General features: G+C 58.8%; 11 protein-coding genes and 4 pseudogenes. 7 read left to right on the top strand and 8 right to left on the bottom strand.

The annotated features are described in order from the left end of the window. Nucleotides 1-1,119, bottom strand: a pseudogene (locus P0D89_RS43265) (phosphate acyltransferase); the annotation flags it as partial. A gap of 284 nt (nucleotides 1,120-1,403) precedes the next feature. On the opposite strand from P0D89_RS43265, the pseudogene P0D89_RS43260 reads away from it, so the two are divergent. The 6 genes and pseudogenes from P0D89_RS43260 to P0D89_RS43235 all read left to right on the top strand — a co-directional run bounded on the left by P0D89_RS43260 (nucleotide 1,404) and on the right by P0D89_RS43235 (nucleotide 9,831). Next, nucleotides 1,404-2,374 (top strand): annotated as a pseudogene (locus P0D89_RS43260) (LysR family transcriptional regulator). A 426-nt stretch (nucleotides 2,375-2,800) separates the two neighbouring features. Continuing rightward, nucleotides 2,801-3,355 (top strand): carboxymuconolactone decarboxylase family protein, encoded by a 555-nt coding sequence (locus P0D89_RS43255; protein WP_408367988.1) that lies wholly within the window; start codon nucleotides 2,801-2,803, stop codon nucleotides 3,353-3,355. Next, nucleotides 3,340-4,479, top strand: coding sequence for an acyl-CoA dehydrogenase family protein (locus tag P0D89_RS43250; protein ID WP_408367990.1), 1,140 nt, complete (start codon nucleotides 3,340-3,342; stop codon nucleotides 4,477-4,479). Before P0D89_RS43255 ends, P0D89_RS43250 begins: the two co-directional genes overlap by 16 nt. Nucleotides 4,480-4,516: 37 nt before the next feature. Further along, nucleotides 4,517-4,760: pseudogene (locus P0D89_RS43245) on the top strand (SMP-30/gluconolaconase/LRE-like region family protein); the annotation flags it as partial. Nucleotides 4,761-5,568: 808 nt separating this feature from the next. Then, complete coding sequence (locus P0D89_RS43240) at nucleotides 5,569-6,795, top strand: MFS transporter (RefSeq protein WP_408367992.1); 1,227 nt, start codon at nucleotides 5,569-5,571, stop codon at nucleotides 6,793-6,795. Between the two features lie 837 nt (nucleotides 6,796-7,632). Next, nucleotides 7,633-9,831 carry a DJ-1/PfpI family protein gene (locus tag P0D89_RS43235; protein ID WP_408378556.1) on the top strand — a complete coding sequence of 733 codons (2,199 nt, stop codon included), beginning with the start codon at nucleotides 7,633-7,635 and terminating at the stop codon, nucleotides 9,829-9,831. Between the two features lie 337 nt (nucleotides 9,832-10,168). Here the strand turns inward: P0D89_RS43235 and P0D89_RS43230 are convergent. Continuing rightward, nucleotides 10,169-10,396 (bottom strand): annotated as a pseudogene (locus P0D89_RS43230) (hypothetical protein); the annotation flags it as partial. A gap of 256 nt (nucleotides 10,397-10,652) precedes the next feature. On the opposite strand from P0D89_RS43230, the gene P0D89_RS43225 reads away from it, so the two are divergent. Continuing rightward, entirely contained in the window at nucleotides 10,653-12,062 is a 1,410-nt protein-coding gene (locus P0D89_RS43225) for an aminotransferase-like domain-containing protein (protein ID WP_408378554.1), read from the top strand. A gap of 602 nt (nucleotides 12,063-12,664) precedes the next feature. On the opposite strand, the gene P0D89_RS43220 is transcribed toward P0D89_RS43225, so the two are convergent. The 6 genes from P0D89_RS43220 to P0D89_RS43195 form a co-directional block, all read right to left on the bottom strand. Then, nucleotides 12,665-13,528: a methylenetetrahydrofolate reductase gene (locus P0D89_RS43220; protein ID WP_408367996.1), complete on the bottom strand. Its 864-nt coding sequence runs from the start codon at nucleotides 13,526-13,528 to the stop codon at nucleotides 12,665-12,667. A 157-nt stretch (nucleotides 13,529-13,685) separates the two neighbouring features. Continuing rightward, complete coding sequence (dapA, locus tag P0D89_RS43215; protein WP_408378552.1) at nucleotides 13,686-14,609, bottom strand: 4-hydroxy-tetrahydrodipicolinate synthase; 924 nt, start codon at nucleotides 14,607-14,609, stop codon at nucleotides 13,686-13,688. 1 nt (nucleotide 14,610) lies between these two features. Next, nucleotides 14,611-15,852, bottom strand: a complete 1,242-nt coding sequence (locus P0D89_RS43210; RefSeq protein ID WP_408367999.1) for an acetylornithine/succinyldiaminopimelate transaminase — start codon at nucleotides 15,850-15,852, stop codon at nucleotides 14,611-14,613. Beyond that, a complete protein-coding gene (hisC, locus tag P0D89_RS43205; protein ID WP_408368001.1) occupies nucleotides 15,849-16,961 on the bottom strand; it encodes a histidinol-phosphate transaminase in 1,113 nt (370 codons plus the stop codon). The genes P0D89_RS43210 and hisC overlap by 4 nt, the downstream gene beginning before the upstream one ends. A gap of 257 nt (nucleotides 16,962-17,218) precedes the next feature. Next, entirely contained in the window at nucleotides 17,219-17,725 is a 507-nt protein-coding gene (locus tag P0D89_RS43200; RefSeq protein ID WP_408368003.1) for a DUF934 domain-containing protein, read from the bottom strand. Continuing rightward, complete coding sequence (locus P0D89_RS43195; RefSeq protein ID WP_408368005.1) at nucleotides 17,712-19,721, bottom strand: DUF2849 domain-containing protein; 2,010 nt, start codon at nucleotides 19,719-19,721, stop codon at nucleotides 17,712-17,714. Before P0D89_RS43195 ends, P0D89_RS43200 begins: the two co-directional genes overlap by 14 nt. Between the last annotated feature and the right edge of the window lie 169 nt (nucleotides 19,722-19,890).

Raw genomic sequence — 19,890 nt, 5'->3', positions numbered from 1 at the left:
AAATTCGACCGCGAAAGCAGCGCGACCTTCGGACCCAGATTCAGCTGTTTCATGTGTCCCGCCGCCGCGAGCGTAAATTCCGCGATCTGCTCCGCTGTCGGGTCGTCGTTGACGTGCGTGTCCACCAGCGCCACCGTGCGGTCATCGAGCAGCAGGATATTCATCGCCGCGTAGGTTCGAGCACCGGTCTTCTTGCCAATGACCTGATCGACAAAGCGCAGGTGATCATGATAGACGCCGACCGTTCCGCAGATCATACCGTCGGCATCGCCAAGGCGCACCATCATTGCGCCAATCAACGTCAGCCGGCGGCGCATTTCGACACGTGCCATCTCCTTGCTGATGCCGTCCCTGCACATCAGTTCCCAATAAGTCGTCCAGTACTGGTGGAAGCGCTCGTCATACTCGGGATTGGTTACCTCCACGTCGTGGCCGAGACGCAGCCGCAAGCCGTACTTCTCGATGCGAGACATCAGTACTTCGGGGCGTCCCACCAGCAATCATCAGTTCCAGACAGGCCAGCGCCGCAGCACCGGCGCCCGACGTCACAACCTTGACTTGGGTAATGTCCTTGCCCACTACCTTGAGCCCGTTGATGAAAGCCGCCGATACCGTGATCGCTGTCCCATGCTGGTCGTCATGGAACACCGGGATCTTCATGCGCTCGCGCAGCTTGCGCTCGACGACGAAGCATTCAGGCGCCTTGATGTCCTCCAGATTGATGCCGCCGAAGGTCGGCTCCAGGCCGGCGATGATATCGACGAGCTTGTCCGGATCAGACTCGTTGATTTCGATGTCGAAAACATCGATGCCGGCGAATTTTTTGAACAACACGGCCTTGCCTTCCATTACCGGCTTGGACGCGAGCGCGCCGATGTTGCCCAGCCCCAACACGGCGCTGCCGTTGGTAATCACGCCCACCAGATTGCCGCGGCCCGTATAGCGAAAAGCGTTCGCGGCGTCGGCGACAATTTCCTCACAGGCCGCGGCGACGCCTGGCGTATAGGCCAGAGCGAGATCACGCTGCGTCACCAGAGGTTTGGTTGCCGTCACCGCAGTTTTACCTGGCACCGGGAATTCGTGATAGTCCAATGCTGCTTGCCGATCCGTTCTGTTCATGTTCTGCACCTTGTGTTCGAGCGCCTTCGCGGCGCGATGCGATATCGATTCCGCCAGACGCGTCACCCCCGGAAAACTTGCTTCCATCGGCAAACAGGCGATCGCGTGGCCCTGACCCTCGACGCGCCCCATCCTGTTGGCCCGCGACACTCACCGAAAAGGACGGCCAAGACTCCGCTGGGCTGTTTTGTACTGGCAGGTGCCATTCTAGGTACGGGCCACAACGGCAGCATTTGGAATTAATATGACCGCATCACATTTTCTTTATGGCTAAGCATTCCATGATGGTGTTTGATTCGACCGACGTAGTCCGCAGACTGATCGCGCGCCTTAAAATACGGCACCTCACGCTGCTGTTGCAAATCGAGCAGCATGGCTCCATCACTCGGGCCGCCGAGCACTTGTCGAGCAGTCAGCCCGCCGTCACCCATGCATTGGCCGAGTTGGAAGACATGTTTGGTGCACCGCTGTTCGATCGTTCCGTGCGTGGCATGATGCCGACCGCGTTGGGCGAACTCGTGCTCGCCCGTGCACGGACGATCACCGAAGACCTCGGCCACCTGGTGAGCGACATGGAGGCGCTCGTTTCCGGCCATGCCGCACACATTCATATCGGCGTTGTTCGTTTCGTTCCCGGCCGACTGTTGGCGGCGGTCATCCAGCGCACGCGCTCCGAAGGAGACCGGCACGTGTCCGTGACGATTCGTGAAGACACCAGCGATCAGTTGCTGACCCAGTTGTGCGACCACACGCTTGCATCGTTGTCGGGCGCGCGTCGTCCGCGATGGAACCAGCCCAGATCGCGATGGAAGTGCTGTATCGTCAGCAACCGCGGCTCATCGCCGGGCGCCGCCTCGCCGCCCGGCTGACGCGCCTCCGGCTGGACTGGCGCAAGCTCGCGGAACTCGACTGGATATTGGGCGCGCCGCACACGCCCGTGCGCGAACAGGTCGCCGATATTTTTCTGGGCGTCGGCATTCCTCCGCCGGTCCCCGTCGTCGAAAGTTACTCCTCCAAGCTGATCGGCGAAATGGTCGCCACCGGCGATCGGGCGGTATCGATCGTGCCAGCGGACATCGCCGAGGAACTGGTCCGCATCGCCGGCGTAGCAATCGTTCCCTATTCGTTCGACTGGACGTTGCCACCTATCGCGATGTTCACGCGTGCGACCGGGTCTCGTCGTCCGGCCGATCGCTTGGTAGCCGACTCGCTGCGCCAGGTCTGTCAGGAAATCTACGTCCGGCCCGATCCCTGACCGGCGCTGGTACGCAGTCCCCCGTGTTGTCGAGCGCCCGATCTCACTGTGCACCGGCTGAATCTCGCGGTGCCCACCGCCGGGCTTCCTCGCCGTGCAGCCGCGCCTGCGCCGAATTGATGTCAGCACATTCGACGGGGGCGTCGCCAGCGACTTCCACTAAGGCGTGCAGGCATATATCGGCCTGCGCAAACGTGCCGGACGTAAGCGTGTTGTCTTTGTCCGCCAGTCAAACCGCAGCATTGCTTGCAATCTGGAAAGCGTACGCGCAAGAACTTCCTTAGCTCTGCTTCTATCTTTTTCCGGTCAACTGTTACTGCACCTCTTCCGCCGGTGTGATTACCATTCAGATGTGCAGCACTGCACAAGGGCCGGCAGCACGGCCTGCACACCTCAACACATCCCGAGAGCGGCAAGGAGCACTAGATGAGTCGTCTACCCTTACACACCATCGAGTCGGCGCCGGAAGCGAGTCGGCCATACTTGCAGACTGTCCTCGCGAACAACGGATTCCTGCCTAACCTGGTCGCATCACTGGCTGAGGCGCCGGCCTCGCTAGAGGCATACCTCACACTTGGTCAGATCAATACCCGGTCCGCGCTCACGCTCGTCGAGCGTGAAGTAGTTCAGATCACCGCAGCGACCGTACATGGTTGTGCGTTTTGCGTCGCCGGACATACGGCAGTCGCCCTGAAGAAAGCAGGCCTCGCACCAGATCTCGTCGCCGCGCTCAGGGAAAACAAGCCAGTCGGCGACGCGCGCCTGAACGCCATCGCGATATTCACCAGGTCTGTCATTGCCATGCGCGGGGCGGTCGACGATCAATCGCTCAATGCCTTGCGTCAGGCCGGACTGACCGACGCGAACGCATTGGAGATAGTGCTGGGTGTAAGCCTCGCAACACTCTGCAACTTTGCGAACAATCTCGCCCAGAATGAACTCAACGCAGAGTTGCAGCAGTATCAATGGACGCCAATGTGATGCTGGCCAACAACGGTGACGCACACTCGCTGACGAATCAGCCAGCCCCTGTCAGACCCCGGGTTCCTGAGCTTTCGTCCTGGATTCAGGCACGGGCCGAGCAGCTAGATCTTGATTGCCAGTTGGCTCCGCATATTCTCCCCCAGCTGGGCCAGGCAGGTCTGTTCCGTATCGGCGTTCCTACGGATATCGGTGGTTCCGGCGGAACCATTCTGCATGCCATCGAAGCGATTGCGGCGATAGCTGAAGACTCCTTGGCAGCGGCATTTGTGTTCTGGGGACAGCGAGCGTTTATCGAATGCCTGCTTCAAAGCGAGAATACGGCGTTACGTACGAGTCTGCTTCCGTCGTTGTTGAGCGGGGAGCTCGCGGGTGCTGTCGGCCTGTCGAATGCAATGAAGTTCCTCTCCAATATGGAAGCGCTGCAAATATCGGCAGTTGCCCTGCACTCGGCGGGAGGCGTTCAACGCTGGAAACTCAACGGGAGCCTCCCTTGCGTTACCAACCTTCGTCCGGAAGGCTTTGTAACTGCCATCGCCACCGACCACACAGATGGGAGGCCGCCTTCAATTCTGGCAGTTCCAAACCAGGTGCAAGGTGTAAGCCGCAGTGACGATCTCGATCTTATTGCCTTGCGATCGACTAACACTGCCGGGCTTTGCGTGAAAGATGCGGTGGTCGATGAGCGCTTCCAGGTCGCATCAAACGCGCCTGATTTTCTCGCTGGTGTCAGACCGAACTTTCTTGGCTTGCAGTGCGGACTGTCAATCGGGCTTGCGCGACGCAGCCTGAAAGCACTTGATAGCACCGGAGCGACAGCCCGAGCGGCCGTTGGCGAGGACGGGCGTGTGCTAGAAGCCGAATTGCATGGGCTCGTTCTTGATCTGGTGGATGGAATATCAACCGGCGAGTTCGTCGCAAAACCGAAGCAGCTATTCAGCTTGCGTCTCCTGCTTGCCGCACTGGTTGACGAAGCGATCACCCTCGAGGTGCACGCAACCGGAGGGCGTGGCTATATCCGAGGGCAGGCCGAAGTGGCGCGTCGGCGTCGCGAAGCGGCGTTCATACCTATCGTTACCCCCAGCGTGGTTCAGATCAGAAACCTACTCGAGAATAGCGGGTAACCGCGCGACGCTCGATACATCGCAATAATCCCGGTAGATCACGGCGGCCGGCAACTAACTTCGTCGGATACGTACACACGGTGCCCAACATCGACGCCTTCAACCTCACCACAGGCAGCCTGGACACTACGTTGATCAACAGCAGCCCCGATACCGTGTACGTCGGCAATGACGTGGATTCGATGTATGGCCTTAGATCGTACCTTCGATCGACCGGAGAATACGTGGTCATGAAGGACAACTACAACGGCTCCAGCATCGTTGTTTATCGTTGTACTCCCTGCTCACCCGTGCCCGCCGCGGCTCCTTCGCCGGCGCTGGACCAGTTGTCGCGTCACTTGATTTTTATGGACATGGCCCGGTGGCGGTCAATTCAGAGTGAATGAAAGCCTCCTCACTGGAAAGAAGAGAAGCGCTGGTCTCGGCGAGCAGGACCGATCCAAGCTGACGTTCCGGAAACGGGCAGTCCGGGTTGGTCTGGCGATGTAGCCCGCGTTGCCGATGATGCGACGCTGCTATTGACGCAGCGAACGCCCGGTGTCTGGTGGCGGAGCTAACGTTCAAGCGCCTGTCCGAGGGCGCAGGCGAACGACCGTAGATGGCCGACCGTCGTAGTGGCAGCGCACTGAAGCAACTTAGAATTGCGCGCGTGCTGTCGAGCAGGGCCGGAACCGGAAAAGTTCGTACGATGATTTTACCGGCTGGAAACAAACGGCACACGACCCGGCAGCGGCGTGGGCCTCGCTTTTAGCGGTGGCCGTGGCGAGTGCACCCAATTTGCATCCACCTCGCAAACAGGGAATCAGGTTTCGAGATCACGCTATAGTTCGCATACGGGACTCGTCGAGTCAACGACGATTCGCAGTATTGAAGCTTGCTCGATCGCGTCGGTCAGGAGTTGCAAAGCGATGAAACGAATTCGACAGCGCGTCCAGTCTGTCGATAGACGTAGTATCAGGTAATACTCGGCCGGCATGCAGCGGCCCTGGTTCACGCACGCGGCCGATTGTAGACGGTGGATGAGCACCGGTTAAAACACCTGCGCAGCCGGGCCGGTGCCGATTCAATGTTTGTGCGTGGAGTACGAGAATGAGCGGGGACGTTGTCCAAGAGCAGAATCCCGATCGATGGCGTGCACTGGCGGTGCTCGCCGTCACGCTCGTCCTGTCCATGACACCGTGGTTCTCGGCCGCCGCGGTGATTCCTCAATTGCGCGCGGAATGGGCGCTCTCCGTAAGTGCGGCCGCGTGGCTAACCATCGCGGTTCAACTCGGTTTTGTGTGCGGGGCACTGGCCTCGAGCCTGCTGAACATCTCCGATGTCGTGCCGCCGAAGCATGTGATCCTGGGCGGAGCGGTCGGCGCTGCCACCGCGAACGGACTGCTGGAGGTCGCAAGCGGAGCAGGCGTCGGAATCGCATTGCGTTTCGCAACAGGTTTTTTCCTCGCTGGCGTCTACCCGCCGGCGCTCAAGCTGATGTGCACGTGGTTCCGCAAGGGCCGCGGTATTGCACTCGGGATTCTCGTTGGGGCGATAGTCGTCGGACAAGCAATGCCCCATCTCATCAACGGACTCGGTGGACTGAACTGGCGGGTGGTCATCTACGTAACCTGCGTGCTGACCCTCGCTGGAGGCCTAATCACAGTGTTCGCGGTGAAGGAAGGCCCTTTCCCCTTCCCCAAGGCGAGGTTCGATCCCACGCAGGTGTGGCGCGTATTCGCGAATCGGGGGGTCAGGCTCGCTTCGTTTGGCTACTTCGGCCACATGTGGGAATTGTTTGCGATGTATGCATGGTTTTTGGTGTTCTTCTCGGAAGCACTGGCTGCCAGGGGAATCGGAGCAGGCCCGGCCGCGGCCTACGCGACATTCGCAGTTATCGCCGCCGGCGGGTTGGGCTGTTGGGTCGGTGGCATACTCGGAGACCGGTGGGGCAGAACCAGGACGACCGCGCTCATGATGGCTATTTCCGGGAGTTGCTGCGTGCTCATCGGGTTGCTGTTCGACTCGTCCACGTGGCTGCTTCTCTTTGTGGGCCTGGTGTGGGGCTTCACGGTGGTCGCGGACTCGGCGCAGTTTTCTGCGATGGTGACAGAGCTTGCGGACCAATCGTATGTAGGAACAGCCCTGACACTGCAGCTTGCCATCGGCTTCATCCTCACGGTCGCAACGATCTGGCTCATCCCGTTGCTCGCAGGTGCCTTCGGGTGGCGATGGGCATTTGCGTTTTTGGCTCCGGGGCCCGCTTTGGGCGTGCTGGCAATGCTGCGATTGAAATCGCTGCCCGAATCAGCCCGCCTTTCTGGAGGAATCGGCTAACGACCGGCAAAATGAGGGTGTGGGTTTTGAGGACATTTTGAGGACACGGGCATTCCAGGAAACGCCGGCGCCGGTGCGCCTCGACAGTTCCTCTTTTGCGATGGAAAAAGTACTGTGAGTCGGACGGTCGAGTCCTTCGTGCCCGTCGCGGCTAGGTGGACTGAATTGTGACGGGCTGACCTTCATGCCTGTAGCTTTGTTGAGGACTTCCACCATAAAGTGCCGAAGAGCGATCGATCCAGCGTGGAATTGGACCCGAGACTCGAAGGTCCGCTTCTGTTGGCCGAATCCGGTCCGATGCCGAACTCAGAATGTCGCTGCCGCCGCCATTCAAATGTCTGCGTGCTAACGTCGACCAACGACTGTCGGATGGTATTGGAAATTAGTCTACCAGGCGGGTGTGGCAAACTTGTTTCTTGCGGCTTAGCCAGCCGAGGGACAAACTTGTTTTTCCACCCCGATGTTGACAACCGGCTTGATGGTGGAGGCCTGAAATTGAACCCGTCTTCTCCGCTCGGCGCGCTCGGGATACGAGTTTCCATGTCTTTGTGGGAGGATTGCTGCGGCGCGGGCGTCAGTCGCCTCGTCCCCCTGAGCTGGTCGCCGGCATCCTCGCGAAGGTGGCGCCGGAGGAAATCGGGCGCATGAACCGCTAAATTGACACCCGCAGCGACCTCATCACTACAGGCGTCTTCAACCGTCGGGACGAGGGCCCTGGTGTGAAGAAGCGCGGCACACCGGGCCTTCGGCATCGCATTGTATTATCAATGCGGCGTTGGTGCGCCCGGCGACCGATTACTGGGGCATGTAATCGTTATGAGGCAGATCAAGGTAGGCATGGTCGTGTTCCCCGGCTTTCAGTTGCTCGATATTGCCGGGCCCAAGGATGCGTTTGCCGAAGTGGGCGTCTTGAGCCGCGGCGAGTGCGGTTACGAGATGCTTACCGTTGGCACGACGGGCGGCACTGTCGTTTCCTCGAGCGGGCTTGAGGTGGTGCCTGACTGTACGATTGCGGATCATGGTCCCGACTTCGATACGGTAATCGTGGCAGGCGGACACGGAATTTTTGACGCCTACGACAATCCGGCACTCGGTGCGTGGCTTGAGCAACAATACAGGCGCGCCCGTCGCGTCTCGTCGATCTGCAACGGCGTCTTCGCGCTCGGGTCTGCGGGATTGATCGATAACCGGGTGGTCACAACTCACTGGATGGATGTGCCGCGCCTCGCCGCGACATTTCCGAAAGCGCGAATCGAGCCCGACAACATTTATGTGAAGGATGGCCGCATCTACACGACGGCCGGTGTAATGGCGGGCATCGATCTTTCTCTCGTCATGATCGAAGAGGACTTCGGCCGCAAGCTTGCGTTGGACGTGGCCAAGTATTTGATCATCAATCTGCGCAGAGAAGGATGGCAGTCGCAGTTTAGCCCGATGCTCGAATGCGAGATTGTGCTTGAAAGACAGATCGACGCGCTCATGCGCAGCGCCATCGAGCACGCGGGCGCCGAGCGAGGTCTGCTGATTCTTCGGCGCGGGGTTGAGCAGCGGATAAGAGCGGAAGCCACGATCCGCGGCGATACGGTCACTGTGCAGCTGCACGATGCACCCGTGACTGCCGAGGACCTGCCGCAGTCGGTTCTGCACCAGGTTGTCCGTACCCAGGAGCGCGTGACCCTCGATGATGCCGCGGCCGAAAGCCGGTTTTCGGCGGCCCCCTACATACGTGAGCGGCAGGCGCGCTCCATTCTTTGCGAGCCGTTGATCACCCAGGCCAAGCTAATTGGAGCGCTGTACCTCGAGAACAACCGGGCTCCCGGTGTATTCGTGCCGGCCCGCATCGCAGCCCTGAAGTTGCTCGCCTCCCAGGCGGCGATAGCGCTGGAGAATGCCCGTCTAATCCATGATTTGGGCGAACGTGAAGCCAAGGTCCGACGTCTCGTCGAGGCCAACATCATCGGGATTTTCATCTGGGAACTCGAAGGTCGGATCATCGAGGCCAATGAGGCTTTTCTGCGCCTAGTGGGATATGACCGGGAGGACCTCGCCTCGGGTCGCGTGGACCGAACGGAACTGACGCCCCCGGAATGGCGCGACGCCGATGCACGGACCGCAGCAGAGCTAGGCTTGTTGGGGACCGTCCAGCCATTTGAAATGGAGTACTTTCGCAAGGACGGCAGCCGCGTGCCCGTGCTGATCGGGCTTGCCGCATTCGACGAACAACGAGCCTGCGGTGTCGCGTTCGTCCTCGATCTGACCGAGCGCAAGCAGGTGGAGGCAGGAGCCCGAGAGACCGAGCGGCGCTACCGCGAGGTACAAACCGAGTTGGAGCATGCAAACCGCTTCGCCACAATGGGCCAGCTCGCGGCCTCCGTCGCGCATGAGGTCAACCAGCCGATCGCCGCGGCAGTCATCAGCGCCCAGGCAGCGCTGCGGTGGCTGAGCGCACAGCCTCCCGACTTGAAAGAGGTCCAGCAGGCGCTCCGCCATATCGTCAACGAGGGTAATCGAGCGGCGGAGGTGATCGAGCGCATCCGTGCACTGATCAAGAAGGCGCCGCCAAGGAAGGAACAGGTCGATATCAACGAGGCAATCCGTCAGGTGATCGAGCTCATCCGTGGCGAAGCCATCAAGCACGGCACCTCGGTGCAGACGCAACTCGCGGACGGCCTGCAATTCGTCGAGGGAGACCGCGTCCAACTGCAACAAGTCCTCCTCAATCTGGTCATCAACGCGATCGAGGCAATGAGCGGCGTCAGCGATGGCATGCGGGAACTGCTGGTCAGCACCGGGAATGCCGACGGTGGTTACGTGCTCGTGGCGGTGCGCGATTCGGGTCCGGGCTTTGCTCTGGACCGCGCCGAGCTCCTTTTCGCGCCCTTCCACACCACGAAGCCCACCGGTTTGGGGATGGGGCTGTCGATCTGCCGTTCGATCATCGAAGCACACGGCGGACGATTGTGGGCAGGCGCGAACGTGCCCTGCGGCGCCGTTTTTCAATTCACGCTGCCGGTCCATCCAGATGTTTCATTGTGATTGCCACGCAGCGCGACGCCCTCCTGTGCGGTTGCGATCCGCGCGGACATCCCGGTCTTGCGCGTGGTGAGCCAGAACACACGCCGGACCAACATCAACTTCCGTGCTCACGCTCAATTGGCACGCAAAGGTCTGTTACCGCGACGAAGCCGACATTCAAATGTCCGGGCACGAGTGCAGGCCAACGACCGTAGGTGGCCCCGCCCTGACGCTGGAGCACATAAAAGCAACGAGCGGGTTCCCCAGCGGCTATGGGTAACAAAATAGAAAATAGGCGAGCTTCTTGCAGGTCGTCCACGCGGTCCGGCGAAGATGCTTCAGACCGTCAGCGGATCGGCTATCCGAAAATCCGCGACCATGCCGCCCGAAAGCGCCGGGCGCGGTCTTCGAACAGATATGAGGTACCCAGCGTCAGCAGCCCCGACATCACACCCGTTACGTCCGCGTCGGCAAGAGGGATGCCGTAGTGATTCGGATGCGAGTAGGCGTCGCCTAACGTCGTCAACAAGCCTACGACCAGCGCGTCGCCGTAGCGGTGCGCATAGAGCTTTGCCGCCGGGGTGAAAGGGCGGTTTCAAGATTGAAGCGCAACAGCGAGTTTAATGTTTAGAGCTTTGAGGTTGATTTGCCGAAGCAAGGGTGGCGGCGAAGACCTCGAATGGCGAATGGAAGGCGTGAGTCGCGCGGGGCCGGCTGTTCATCCAGTTGCTCTACCGCCTCTTTGCCTTTAAGGCTCGAATCATACACGTCAAACATGTATGGATTTATTTGGAACATCAGGCAATACTATCGACTTGTCACACTGCACGCTGCGTTGAAATATGGTTCTCAAACGGAAGAAACCTCCTGTTAACAAAGCAATGGATTGGGTTACGCCGTTGTCGCCCGACGGCGGCCCCCGATACCTACAAATCGCAGACCTGTTAGAGCAAGCGATCTCGGAAGGAACGCTCCATCCAGGCGATCGACTTCCTCCGCAGCGACTCCTGGCGGAGGCCCTCGGCGTCGACCTGACTACTGTTACACGTGGTTATGATGAAGCACGTCTACGCCGCCTATTGGAAGCGTACGGCCACCGCGGTACGTACGTGAGCGCACCGCCGGGGGAGCTGACGCAATGGGTCGACCTGAGCATGAACATCCCTCCGGCTCCAGCACAGGTGGATCTGTCAACGCTCCTTAAGCAGGGGTTATCGCACCTGGCGACGCGTTCCGATGTCAATCTATTGATGACGTATCACATAGGTGGCGGAAGCCCAACCGATCGGTTGGCCGCGGCTCAATGGCTCTCGCCGATGTTCGAGTCAGTCGAAACATCAAGGATAGTGATCTGCCCAGGAGCACAGGCGGCGCTTGCCGCTGCCATTCTCACACTGACTCAACCCGGTGATACAGTTCTCGCGGAGTCACTCGTTTACCCCGGCCTGCGCACAGCAGTCCAACAACTGGGACGCCGTATAGAGCCAGTCTCTGGAGATGAAGCTGGCATGCTGCCCGATGCACTCGAACGCGCCTGTCGCGAGTACGGAGCACGACTGGTCTATATCAACCCAACGTTACAAAACCCCTCCGCACGCACAATCCCCAGTGATCGAAGGCGGGATATTGTTGAGGCGGCGGCTCGCGCAGACGCGACAATCATCGAGGACGATCCTTACTGGTTGTTCGCAGACAACGCTCCCGCGCCTTTGGCAACTCTAGCACCGGACAGGGTTTTCTACATTTCGACTCTTTCCAAGTGCTTGTCACCCGGTCTGCGCACGGCGTTTGTCGTTCTACCTGATGCTGCGATAGAAGACCGCTTCCTCTCCGCGATGCGTTCATTTGCACTCATGGCTATGCCGTTGGCTACGGCGCTCGTTACCCTCTGGATTCAGGACGGATCCGCTCAAGCCCTGCTCGCAGGCGTTCAGGCCGAAACTCGTGCACGTCAGCAATTGGCAGCTCACATCTTCCCTAACCCGGAACGTTCGACGCGCCGCCAAGGAATTCATATCTGGCATTCTTTACCCAATCATTGGGAAGCACGCGACCTCGCACGGGCCGCGCGCGCCGACGGCCTTGCGGTTACTCCACCAGACGCGTTCTATCTTGGCCCGGGCAAACCTCCCAGTGCTATCCGCGTTTCACTTGGTGGCGGTCGAGATCGCAACCAGCTTTCAACAGCGCTCAGAAACCTTGCAGCGTTGTTGGCAAGTAAGCCAGCAGAGCGCACCGAGGTGGTCATCTAGAATGTAGATCCACTTGACGCGCTCATCGCGACGTTCTGGTAATTTGATCAGATAGCGCAACAAGCTCCGTCATCATTGCGGCGAAATACAATCTGGTCGCCGGCGGCTGACCATCTTCGATGCGATGCTTAAATCGACCGGATATCCGTCGCGCTTCGCTGCGACGGCGGAGGACCTTCCTTCACACTTGGAATCGCACCCAGAAGATCTGCAGGCCGACGACTGCGCCGCTCCAGTAGTGATCCCGAAAACGCTCCGGCAGCGCCAGAGCAGATCCACCGCAAACGTTACCAGGGCACCTGGCTCGGGGGAGCAGGACACATCTGCCCGCCTCACCTGTGGTCTGCGCCGAATGCGATGCAGCGATGAGGCTGCTCGACGAGGGCGCCTCCGAGCAGATCGAATTCGTGCTCGCGAGCTTCCGGCTCGTCCACCCTGTTCGCCCGAAGTTCGCCCGCGCATGTTGTGACCACATCGCGCAAGCTGCCGCGATCAGCCAGAACCGCGTAGGTCCTCCCGGACTCACCAGATCGATCGCAGATCCGCTGCTCACATGCGAAAGCGATAGCCCCGCCCCCTACAGGAATATCGTTTCCTCGGCACTATGTCACTGCGCTGCGAGCGGCTGACTTTCCATAGAAGGTTTGGAACCATTGGACAGCAAGGGGCAGGTCGCCCAACGGAAAAATGTGTAATGCGATGTTGCCGAGCGATCGACGGTCAAGGCCCCTCTGCAGATTGACCAGAAAATTTTCCGGACTGGCGCGTTCCGGCATCGAGCGCGTCGGCCAACCGTGTTTCTGCAGAGATACCAAGGATGTAGTAACTCGACATTGAGCCGCGAACTGCATCAGGTCGACCGTGGTTGCCGGCGCAGGAACGCCTATGCGGATCAATGACTGAATGCCCAAGCACCGAACCCTTTCGATCCATGCCACGACCGCCTCCGCGTCAAAAGCCAATTGGGTCGTGATTTCGACGGCGAGCCCCTTCGATTCCAGATGGGCGACCTTGTGCTGCAGGCACTCCCATAGCATGTCATCCCGGATACGAGGGTGCCCCTCCGGATAGCCGGCAATGACCACCTTCTCGGGCACGCACCGACCTAGGATGGGACTATGTATCAGCGCCAACGAATCTACAAATGGGCCCTGCGGCGAGATGGGGTCGCCTCCGACCAGAAATACTGTTTTGACCCGTGTTAGACCGTTGGCTCGTATCAGGAAGGACTCCAACACCTCGGCCGACTGAATCCTGCGGGCAGAGAGAATGAGAACAGGCTCCAAGCCGCTATCGGCAATCGTCGCCACAGCGTGGAGACGTTGCTCAAAGCTTTCGCTACCGAGAAACGCAATATTAACTTGCGTTCCCGGCGCACTCTGCCCGAGTTGATGAATCTGGGACAGATTTCCGGCTGAGGTCTCCACCGAAAAACCTGCGCCCATATACGATGACAGGCCCGGCATGCAGCAGCTCCGTACGGATGATGTACGCGTGGAAGAAAACAAACGTTGCGAGCCGGGAGCTACAACAACATCTAGCGCTCCCGGTCGTTGGCGTTGACTGTCCTCTTTCGACTAGCGCTCGCTACTAACGAAATTCGGTATCGGCGTCTGGGATTCGCTACGCGTCGCCATGGCGCGAGGACAATTCGATACCTGCGTCGCGCATTGCAGACTCAACGGTTTTCGTCTGGGATTGCGAGAGCGGCGTCAAGGGAAGGCGTATCCCTTCCCGGATCAACCCCATTCGGGTCATCGCCCACTTGACGGGAATCGGATTAGACTCCACGAAGAGCGCCTGGTTGAGTGCAGCAAGCTGATAACTCAACCTCCGAACTGTTCCCAGGTCGCCTCCCAGAGCGGCATGACAAAGGTTGTGCATCACATCGGGCAGAATGTTTGCCGTGACGGATATGTTGCCGTGACCGCCCATGAGGATGAGTGCGGCCGCACTGCCGTCGTCGCCGCTAAATACCGAGAAACCTCGGGGCAGGCGCGCAAACAATTCATTCGCACGCGCCAGATCACCGGTCGCGTCCTTGAGGCCTACCACACCTGGCAATTCCGCAAGTGCGACAATTGTATCCACCGTCATGCGCGTGATGGTCCGACTCGGCACGTCGTAAACAATAGTCGGCACGTCGCAATTCTCTGTTACCGCTCGAAAATGCTGGTATAGACCTTCTTGCGTGGGCTTGTTGTAGTACGGAACCACCGACAGACACGCCGCCACGCCGGCCTCCTGTGCGGCTGCCGTCAGTTCGATGGCTTCACTGGTCGAATTGGCACCGGTGCCACCGATGACCGGAATACGGCCAGCGGCATGCTGCACGGCTAACCTGATCAGTTCGATATGGTCTTTCGGTGGGATCGTGGGCGTCTCGCCCGTCGAACCCATGATGACCAATCCATCGGTTCCCTTGCTAGCGTGCCAGTCGATGAGCTGCCGGTACGTGTCCCAGTCAATCGCGCCGTCGGCGAACATGGGGGTCACCAGGGCAACAAGACTGCCCCGAATCGTCAGAAACTCCTTCGTTGTATTCATTTTATATCTCCACATTTTCAGAGGTGCTTTGCTGGACATGGCTAAGCTGCATCGCGGCAGCGTCCAGGCGGGCAAGTCCCTCATCGAGTTCGCCTTGTTCGATCACCAGGCTGGGTGCCAGACGAATAACGTCCGGTCCGGCCTGTAACACCATGACACCGTGGCTCAGAAACATGTCAACGAGCTCACGTGCCCTCCCTTGCCAAGGCTCAGTCAGGACGCAGCCGAGCAACAGCCCAATGCCACGGACGCCCTCAAACAGCCCATGTCGCTTGCCCAGTTCACACAAGGCTGACACCAGGTACGTGTGCCTGGACGTAACACCTTGAAGAACATCTGGCTGGCTGATGTAGTGCAACGCCGCTTCGCCTACCGCACACGCCAACGGATTTCCGCCGAAGGTACTCCCGTGCGTCCCTACCGACAGATGCCGAGCGGCATCGTCCGTCGCCAGCATCGCCGCCAGTGGGAAACCACCGCCGATCGCCTTGGCGATGGTCATTACATCGGGGACGACACCGTAATATTCATAGGCGAACAGCGAGCCCAAACGTCCCATGCCAGTCTGCACTTCGTCGAAAATTAGCAGTGCACCATGCTTGTCGCACAGCTCCCGCGCCCGTTGCAGATAGGACAGCGTGGCTGGAAGTACACCGCTTTCACCAAGAATGGGCTCAAGCACCACCGCGCAGGTGGCGTTGGAAACGGCAGCCTCCAGTTCGACCTCATCGTTAAAGGTTACGTGCCGGATACCACCGATGGCAGGACCGAACCCTTCTGAATATTTGCGCTGACCGGCCACACTTACAGTGAACAGACTGCGCCCGTGAAAGCTGTTGTTAGCCGCGATGATTTCGTACTTGGCATCACCGCCTGTGTTGATTCCAAATCGGCGCGCCAACTTAAATGCGGCCTCGTTAGCCTCTGCCCCCGAGTTAGCGAAGAAGACGCGGTCGGCAAACGTACGCCGGGTCAGTTCGCTAGCGAGGCGCAAGGCTGGCTCATTTGTATAAACGTTGGAGACATGCCACAACTTCTGCGCCTGATCGACAAGAGCCTGGACCAGAATAGGATGGCAATGACCGAGGGCGTTCACCGCAATTCCGCCCGACAGGTCGATGTACTCTTTACCATTCTGATCCCAAATCCGGGAGCCTGAGCCATGCACCGGCACCGTACCCATTGGCGAATAGTTTGGCACCATTACACGGTCAAACAAGTCACGTGACACCGTCGCCATCATTCTTGTACTCCCTCGTTCAGGATCGCGCTCAACACCTTGAGGAAGCGCGCGTTCTCGAACTGCGTTCCGACCGATATCCGAAGACGATCAGGCATGCCATAGCCCGCGAGCGGTCGCACGATCACCCCCTTCTGTAACAAGGCCTCGTAGATTGGCGCGGCCGGGCGCCCCAGATCGACCGAAACGAAGTTGGTCCGAGAAGGTATCCAGTTCAGGCCAAGTTCAGTGAAACCGCACTGCAATTGCTTGCGCCCCTGCCTGTTCACCTCGCGCCCTAACTCGAGGTACTTCTCGTCGTCAATTGCCGCGCAGGCACCCGCCAGTGCCAGACTGTTGACATTGAAGGGTTGCCGCACCCGGTTCAAGATGTCCGCGATCTGCGGTGAAGACGCGCAGTATCCGACGCGCAGACCTGCAGGCCCATATGCCATGCACAGACTCCTGCAAACGATGAGGTTCGGGTGCGAGGCCACATAGTCCAGACCATTCGGCAACGATGGATCGTCCGCATACTCAATGTATGCCTCGTCCAGGACGACCAGCGTTTGAGCCGGAACCCGCTCAAGAAATCGTACGAGTGCGTCACGGTCGAACCTGGTGCCCGTAGGATTATTCGGATTGGCCACGAACACGATTCGCGTGTCGCCATCGATGGCCAGCAGCATCCGATCCAGATCATTGCCCCCATCCTTGCCAGGAATCTCGCGCCGTTCGGCACCGGTGGAAGCTGTCGCCGAGGCATATACCGCGAACGAATGTTGACCGAAAACCGCATTCCGGCCTTTTGTGAGGAAGGCTTGCGCAATCATGATGAGAAGGTCATTGGAGCCATTACCGAGCGTGATACCGTCGGGTGCCAAGCCAAGACGATCGCTAATCTTTTTCTTAAGCCGAAAACCATTCCCATCCGGATAACGGGTGATGTTTTCGAGTTCCCTTTCAATCGCTGAGATAATCCGTGGATTGACAGCCAACGGCGTCTCATTGCTAGCCAGCTTGATGATTTCTCCCGCGGCCAATCCCGTCTCCCGTTCCATCGGCTTCCCCGGAACGTAAGGGGCAAGCTCTTGCACGTCGCTAACTGCCAGCGACAGAAAGTCAATTGACATGATAAGTGCTCTTGTTTCAGTTATCGGTCGAGGCTCTTCGCGAAAATCCATCAGTTCCAAAGCCTACGGCTACGCTGACTGTTTAGATGCCACGTAGTAGCCTGAAGTAAAAAAGCGGCCCTCGCCACGGTGTCCGTTCATTGCGAGAAACCACTACTACGCATCGGGCTGTAATCGGAAGGCGATCGCTTGATTCCGGATGCCGATAGACACCATCAATCCAGACTGAATGTGTGCGATCACCAGGACGCTTACGGTCAATGCTCGCCGCCCCCCTGGCGAGACAGACGATCCAAAAACGTCCGTGGCTTCGTTTTCACCTTATCAAGTGAAACAGCAGCATCGCGCCAACGGATTAGGGGGACACGCGACGAGGCCAGCAAACTTGTATAACCGCACTGCAGAAGGACGGCGAACTGGTCTGGGAGCAACGGCCCTGCGGCTCGAATATCGCCCTCGAAGTGGTGGCGCTCCCTGAGCATGCGGGCGAGCGTGAATCCACGGCCGTCGCGGGACGCGCGGAATTCGACTACGATGAGTTCCACGTGGTCAAGCAGTGGAACCAGACTGCCTGCGTCCTGTTCGGCGAACACCCATATTCCGGACGCGCTAGCGCCGAACCTCGATTCAAATTCTCCCCACTGTTCCAAACGGACCACAATCCGTTCAGAGTTGGTGTGTTGTGAATGCAGAAGGTCCCGTCCCTCTCGAGGATAATCCCAGGGATCCTCGGTGACAGCACCGCTTCTATCAATCAAAATCACGGATGGCCTCCTTAAAAATATCGATGCCTAGGCGGCGGTATGTGTCGATAAAGCGTTCACCGTCTTCCCGTTGCTTGAGGTACACGTCCACGATGGACTCTATTACGGCAGGTACATCGTCATAAGAGACGGACGGCCCTAGAATCTTTCCTACGGCTGCTTTTTCATCCCCACTACCGCCCAGCGTAATCTGGTAGTGCTCCTCGCCGCCTTTGTCCACGCCCAGAATCCCGATATGTGCGATATGGTGGTGCGCGCAGGCGTTGATGCAACCTGAGACGTTCAGCTTCAGTTCACCGATATCGCGCTGCTTGTCCTCGTTGAAGCGCAATGCGATACGTTGGGCGACAGGAACCGACCTCGCCATCGCCAGGCTGCAATAATCGAGACCAGGACACGCGATGGAATCCGAGATCAGATTGATATTCGGCGTGGCCAGGCCTGCCGCCCCAAGCGCTCGCCACACTTCGTACAGTTGGCTTAGCTTCACGTGCGGCAGCACCAGGTTCTGCTCATGAGACACATGAACCTCGTTGAGCGAATAAGCTTCCGCCAATTCGGCAATGGTCTCCATCTCCTCGGCACTGATGTCGCCTGGAATACCACCGGGCGGTTTCAAGGAAACGACCGCACTGATGTAGCCCGGCATCTTGTGCGGATGGGTGTTACTGCGGACCCAATGGCCAAAGGCCTTGTCTTGGTTCAATGCTGCACTGAACTCCGACGAGTCAGGCGACAATCTCTCGAAATTCGGCGTGACGAATCGAGCCTGGATGGCCCGTACAATTTCCGGCTCGACATACTGCCGATCGGTTGGCAGCCCCGCGAACTCCTCTTCGATCATCTCAATGAACTTCCCGGGCTTCAATTCACGAACGAGAATCTTGATTCGGGCCTTGTAGATGTTGTCACGCCTACCCAACGCGTTATAGACGCGAAGGATAGCTTCGACATATCTGAGCAGATCACGCTCGGGGAGCCAATCACGCACCTTCGTACCGACGATCGGAGTTCGACCTAACCCGCCCCCCGCGTATACCTGAAACCCGGTTTCACCCTTGTCATTCTTACGCGCAAGGATTCCGATATCGTGAAATCTCACGGCAGCCCGATCGACCGGGCTACCCGTGATAGCGATCTTGAATTTGCGTGGCAAGTAAGTGAATTCTGGGTGGTCTGTCGACCACTGCCGCAGGATCTCAGCGTGAACTCGTGGGTCTATAACTTCATCGGCGGCAGCCCCGGCAAAATGGTCTGTCGTTACGTTCCGCACGCAGTTTCCACTCGTCTGAATACAGTGCAGATCGGCGTCGGCCAAAACAGACAGAATTTCCGGCGTATCGTCAAGACGCGGCCAGTTGAACTGCAGATTCTGGCGGGTAGTGAAGTGTCCGTATCCCTTGTCGTACGTCCGCGCAATGTAGGCGAGTTGACGCATTTGAATACCGCTCAGCGTGCCATAAGGCACCGCCACCCTGAGCATGTAGCCATGCAACTGAAGATACAGACCATTCATCAACCTATAGACCTTGAACTCCTCCTCATCGAGTTCACCCGATAGGCGGCGCTCAACCTGCTGGCCGAAATGGGCTGCGCGATCTTTCAGGAATTCGCGCTCGGAGTGATCATATCGGTATATCCCTGCATGACTCGCATCGACCGGAACGAGAGGCGGCGTCCGACGCGGCGGACGCCGCCCCAAATCGGATGCCTGCTTGCCGAGATCCGTTCTCACCGAGGGACCTCGCGAACGGATTAATTCTCGAAAGTCGACCGGCTCAGGCCGCCCGTCGACCAAGTGCGCCGCACGTGGCGTCGGCGCGACGATGTAGTTCAGCGCATCGACCTGCCCCGCTGCTGCTTTCGCTGCCTCAACCTGGGCCTCATCGAACGCACACGCATCCTCCAAGCTTTCCACCCAACTATACCGGGCATCGAGCCAGACGACGGCTCCATCACGCAACCGATTGGCCGAAATCACGAAACGCTCAGTCATTGCCTATCTTTCCCATGTCTGGACGAACCGGCTGCCCTCGTCGTATCGCCAGTTGCGATGCCGATTTGGCTTGAAAATCCCGAAAATTGCCCGGTTACAGTTTGTACGCATCTAATATCGAATGTATGCGTACTATAACTCAATGTATGGATTCAAACATAGAAGCAAC

Source organism: Paraburkholderia sp. RL18-085-BIA-A (genome assembly GCF_046027075.1).
Lineage (GTDB): Bacteria > Pseudomonadota > Gammaproteobacteria > Burkholderiales > Burkholderiaceae > Paraburkholderia.
This window is presented reverse-complemented; position numbering and strand designations above follow the sequence as displayed.

Excerpts from the sequence above, each read along its gene's own strand:
- P0D89_RS43240 (WP_408367992.1), top strand. The coding sequence starts at position 5,569 with ATGAGCGGGGACGTTGTCCAAGAGCAGAATCCCGATCGATGGCGTGCA.
- P0D89_RS43255 (WP_408367988.1), top strand. The coding sequence starts at position 2,801 with ATGAGTCGTCTACCCTTACACACCATCGAGTCGGCGCCGGAAGCGAGT.
- P0D89_RS43250 (WP_408367990.1), top strand. The coding sequence starts at position 3,340 with ATGGACGCCAATGTGATGCTGGCCAACAACGGTGACGCACACTCGCTG.
- P0D89_RS43195 (WP_408368005.1), bottom strand. The coding sequence starts at position 19,721 with ATGACTGAGCGTTTCGTGATTTCGGCCAATCGGTTGCGTGATGGAGCC.
- P0D89_RS43210 (WP_408367999.1), bottom strand. The coding sequence starts at position 15,852 with ATGATGGCGACGGTGTCACGTGACTTGTTTGACCGTGTAATGGTGCCA.
- hisC (WP_408368001.1), bottom strand. The coding sequence starts at position 16,961 with ATGTCAATTGACTTTCTGTCGCTGGCAGTTAGCGACGTGCAAGAGCTT.
- dapA (WP_408378552.1), bottom strand. The coding sequence starts at position 14,609 with ATGAATACAACGAAGGAGTTTCTGACGATTCGGGGCAGTCTTGTTGCC.
- P0D89_RS43225 (WP_408378554.1), top strand. The coding sequence starts at position 10,653 with ATGGTTCTCAAACGGAAGAAACCTCCTGTTAACAAAGCAATGGATTGG.
- P0D89_RS43235 (WP_408378556.1), top strand. The coding sequence starts at position 7,633 with ATGGTCGTGTTCCCCGGCTTTCAGTTGCTCGATATTGCCGGGCCCAAG.
- P0D89_RS43220 (WP_408367996.1), bottom strand. The coding sequence starts at position 13,528 with ATGCCGGGCCTGTCATCGTATATGGGCGCAGGTTTTTCGGTGGAGACC.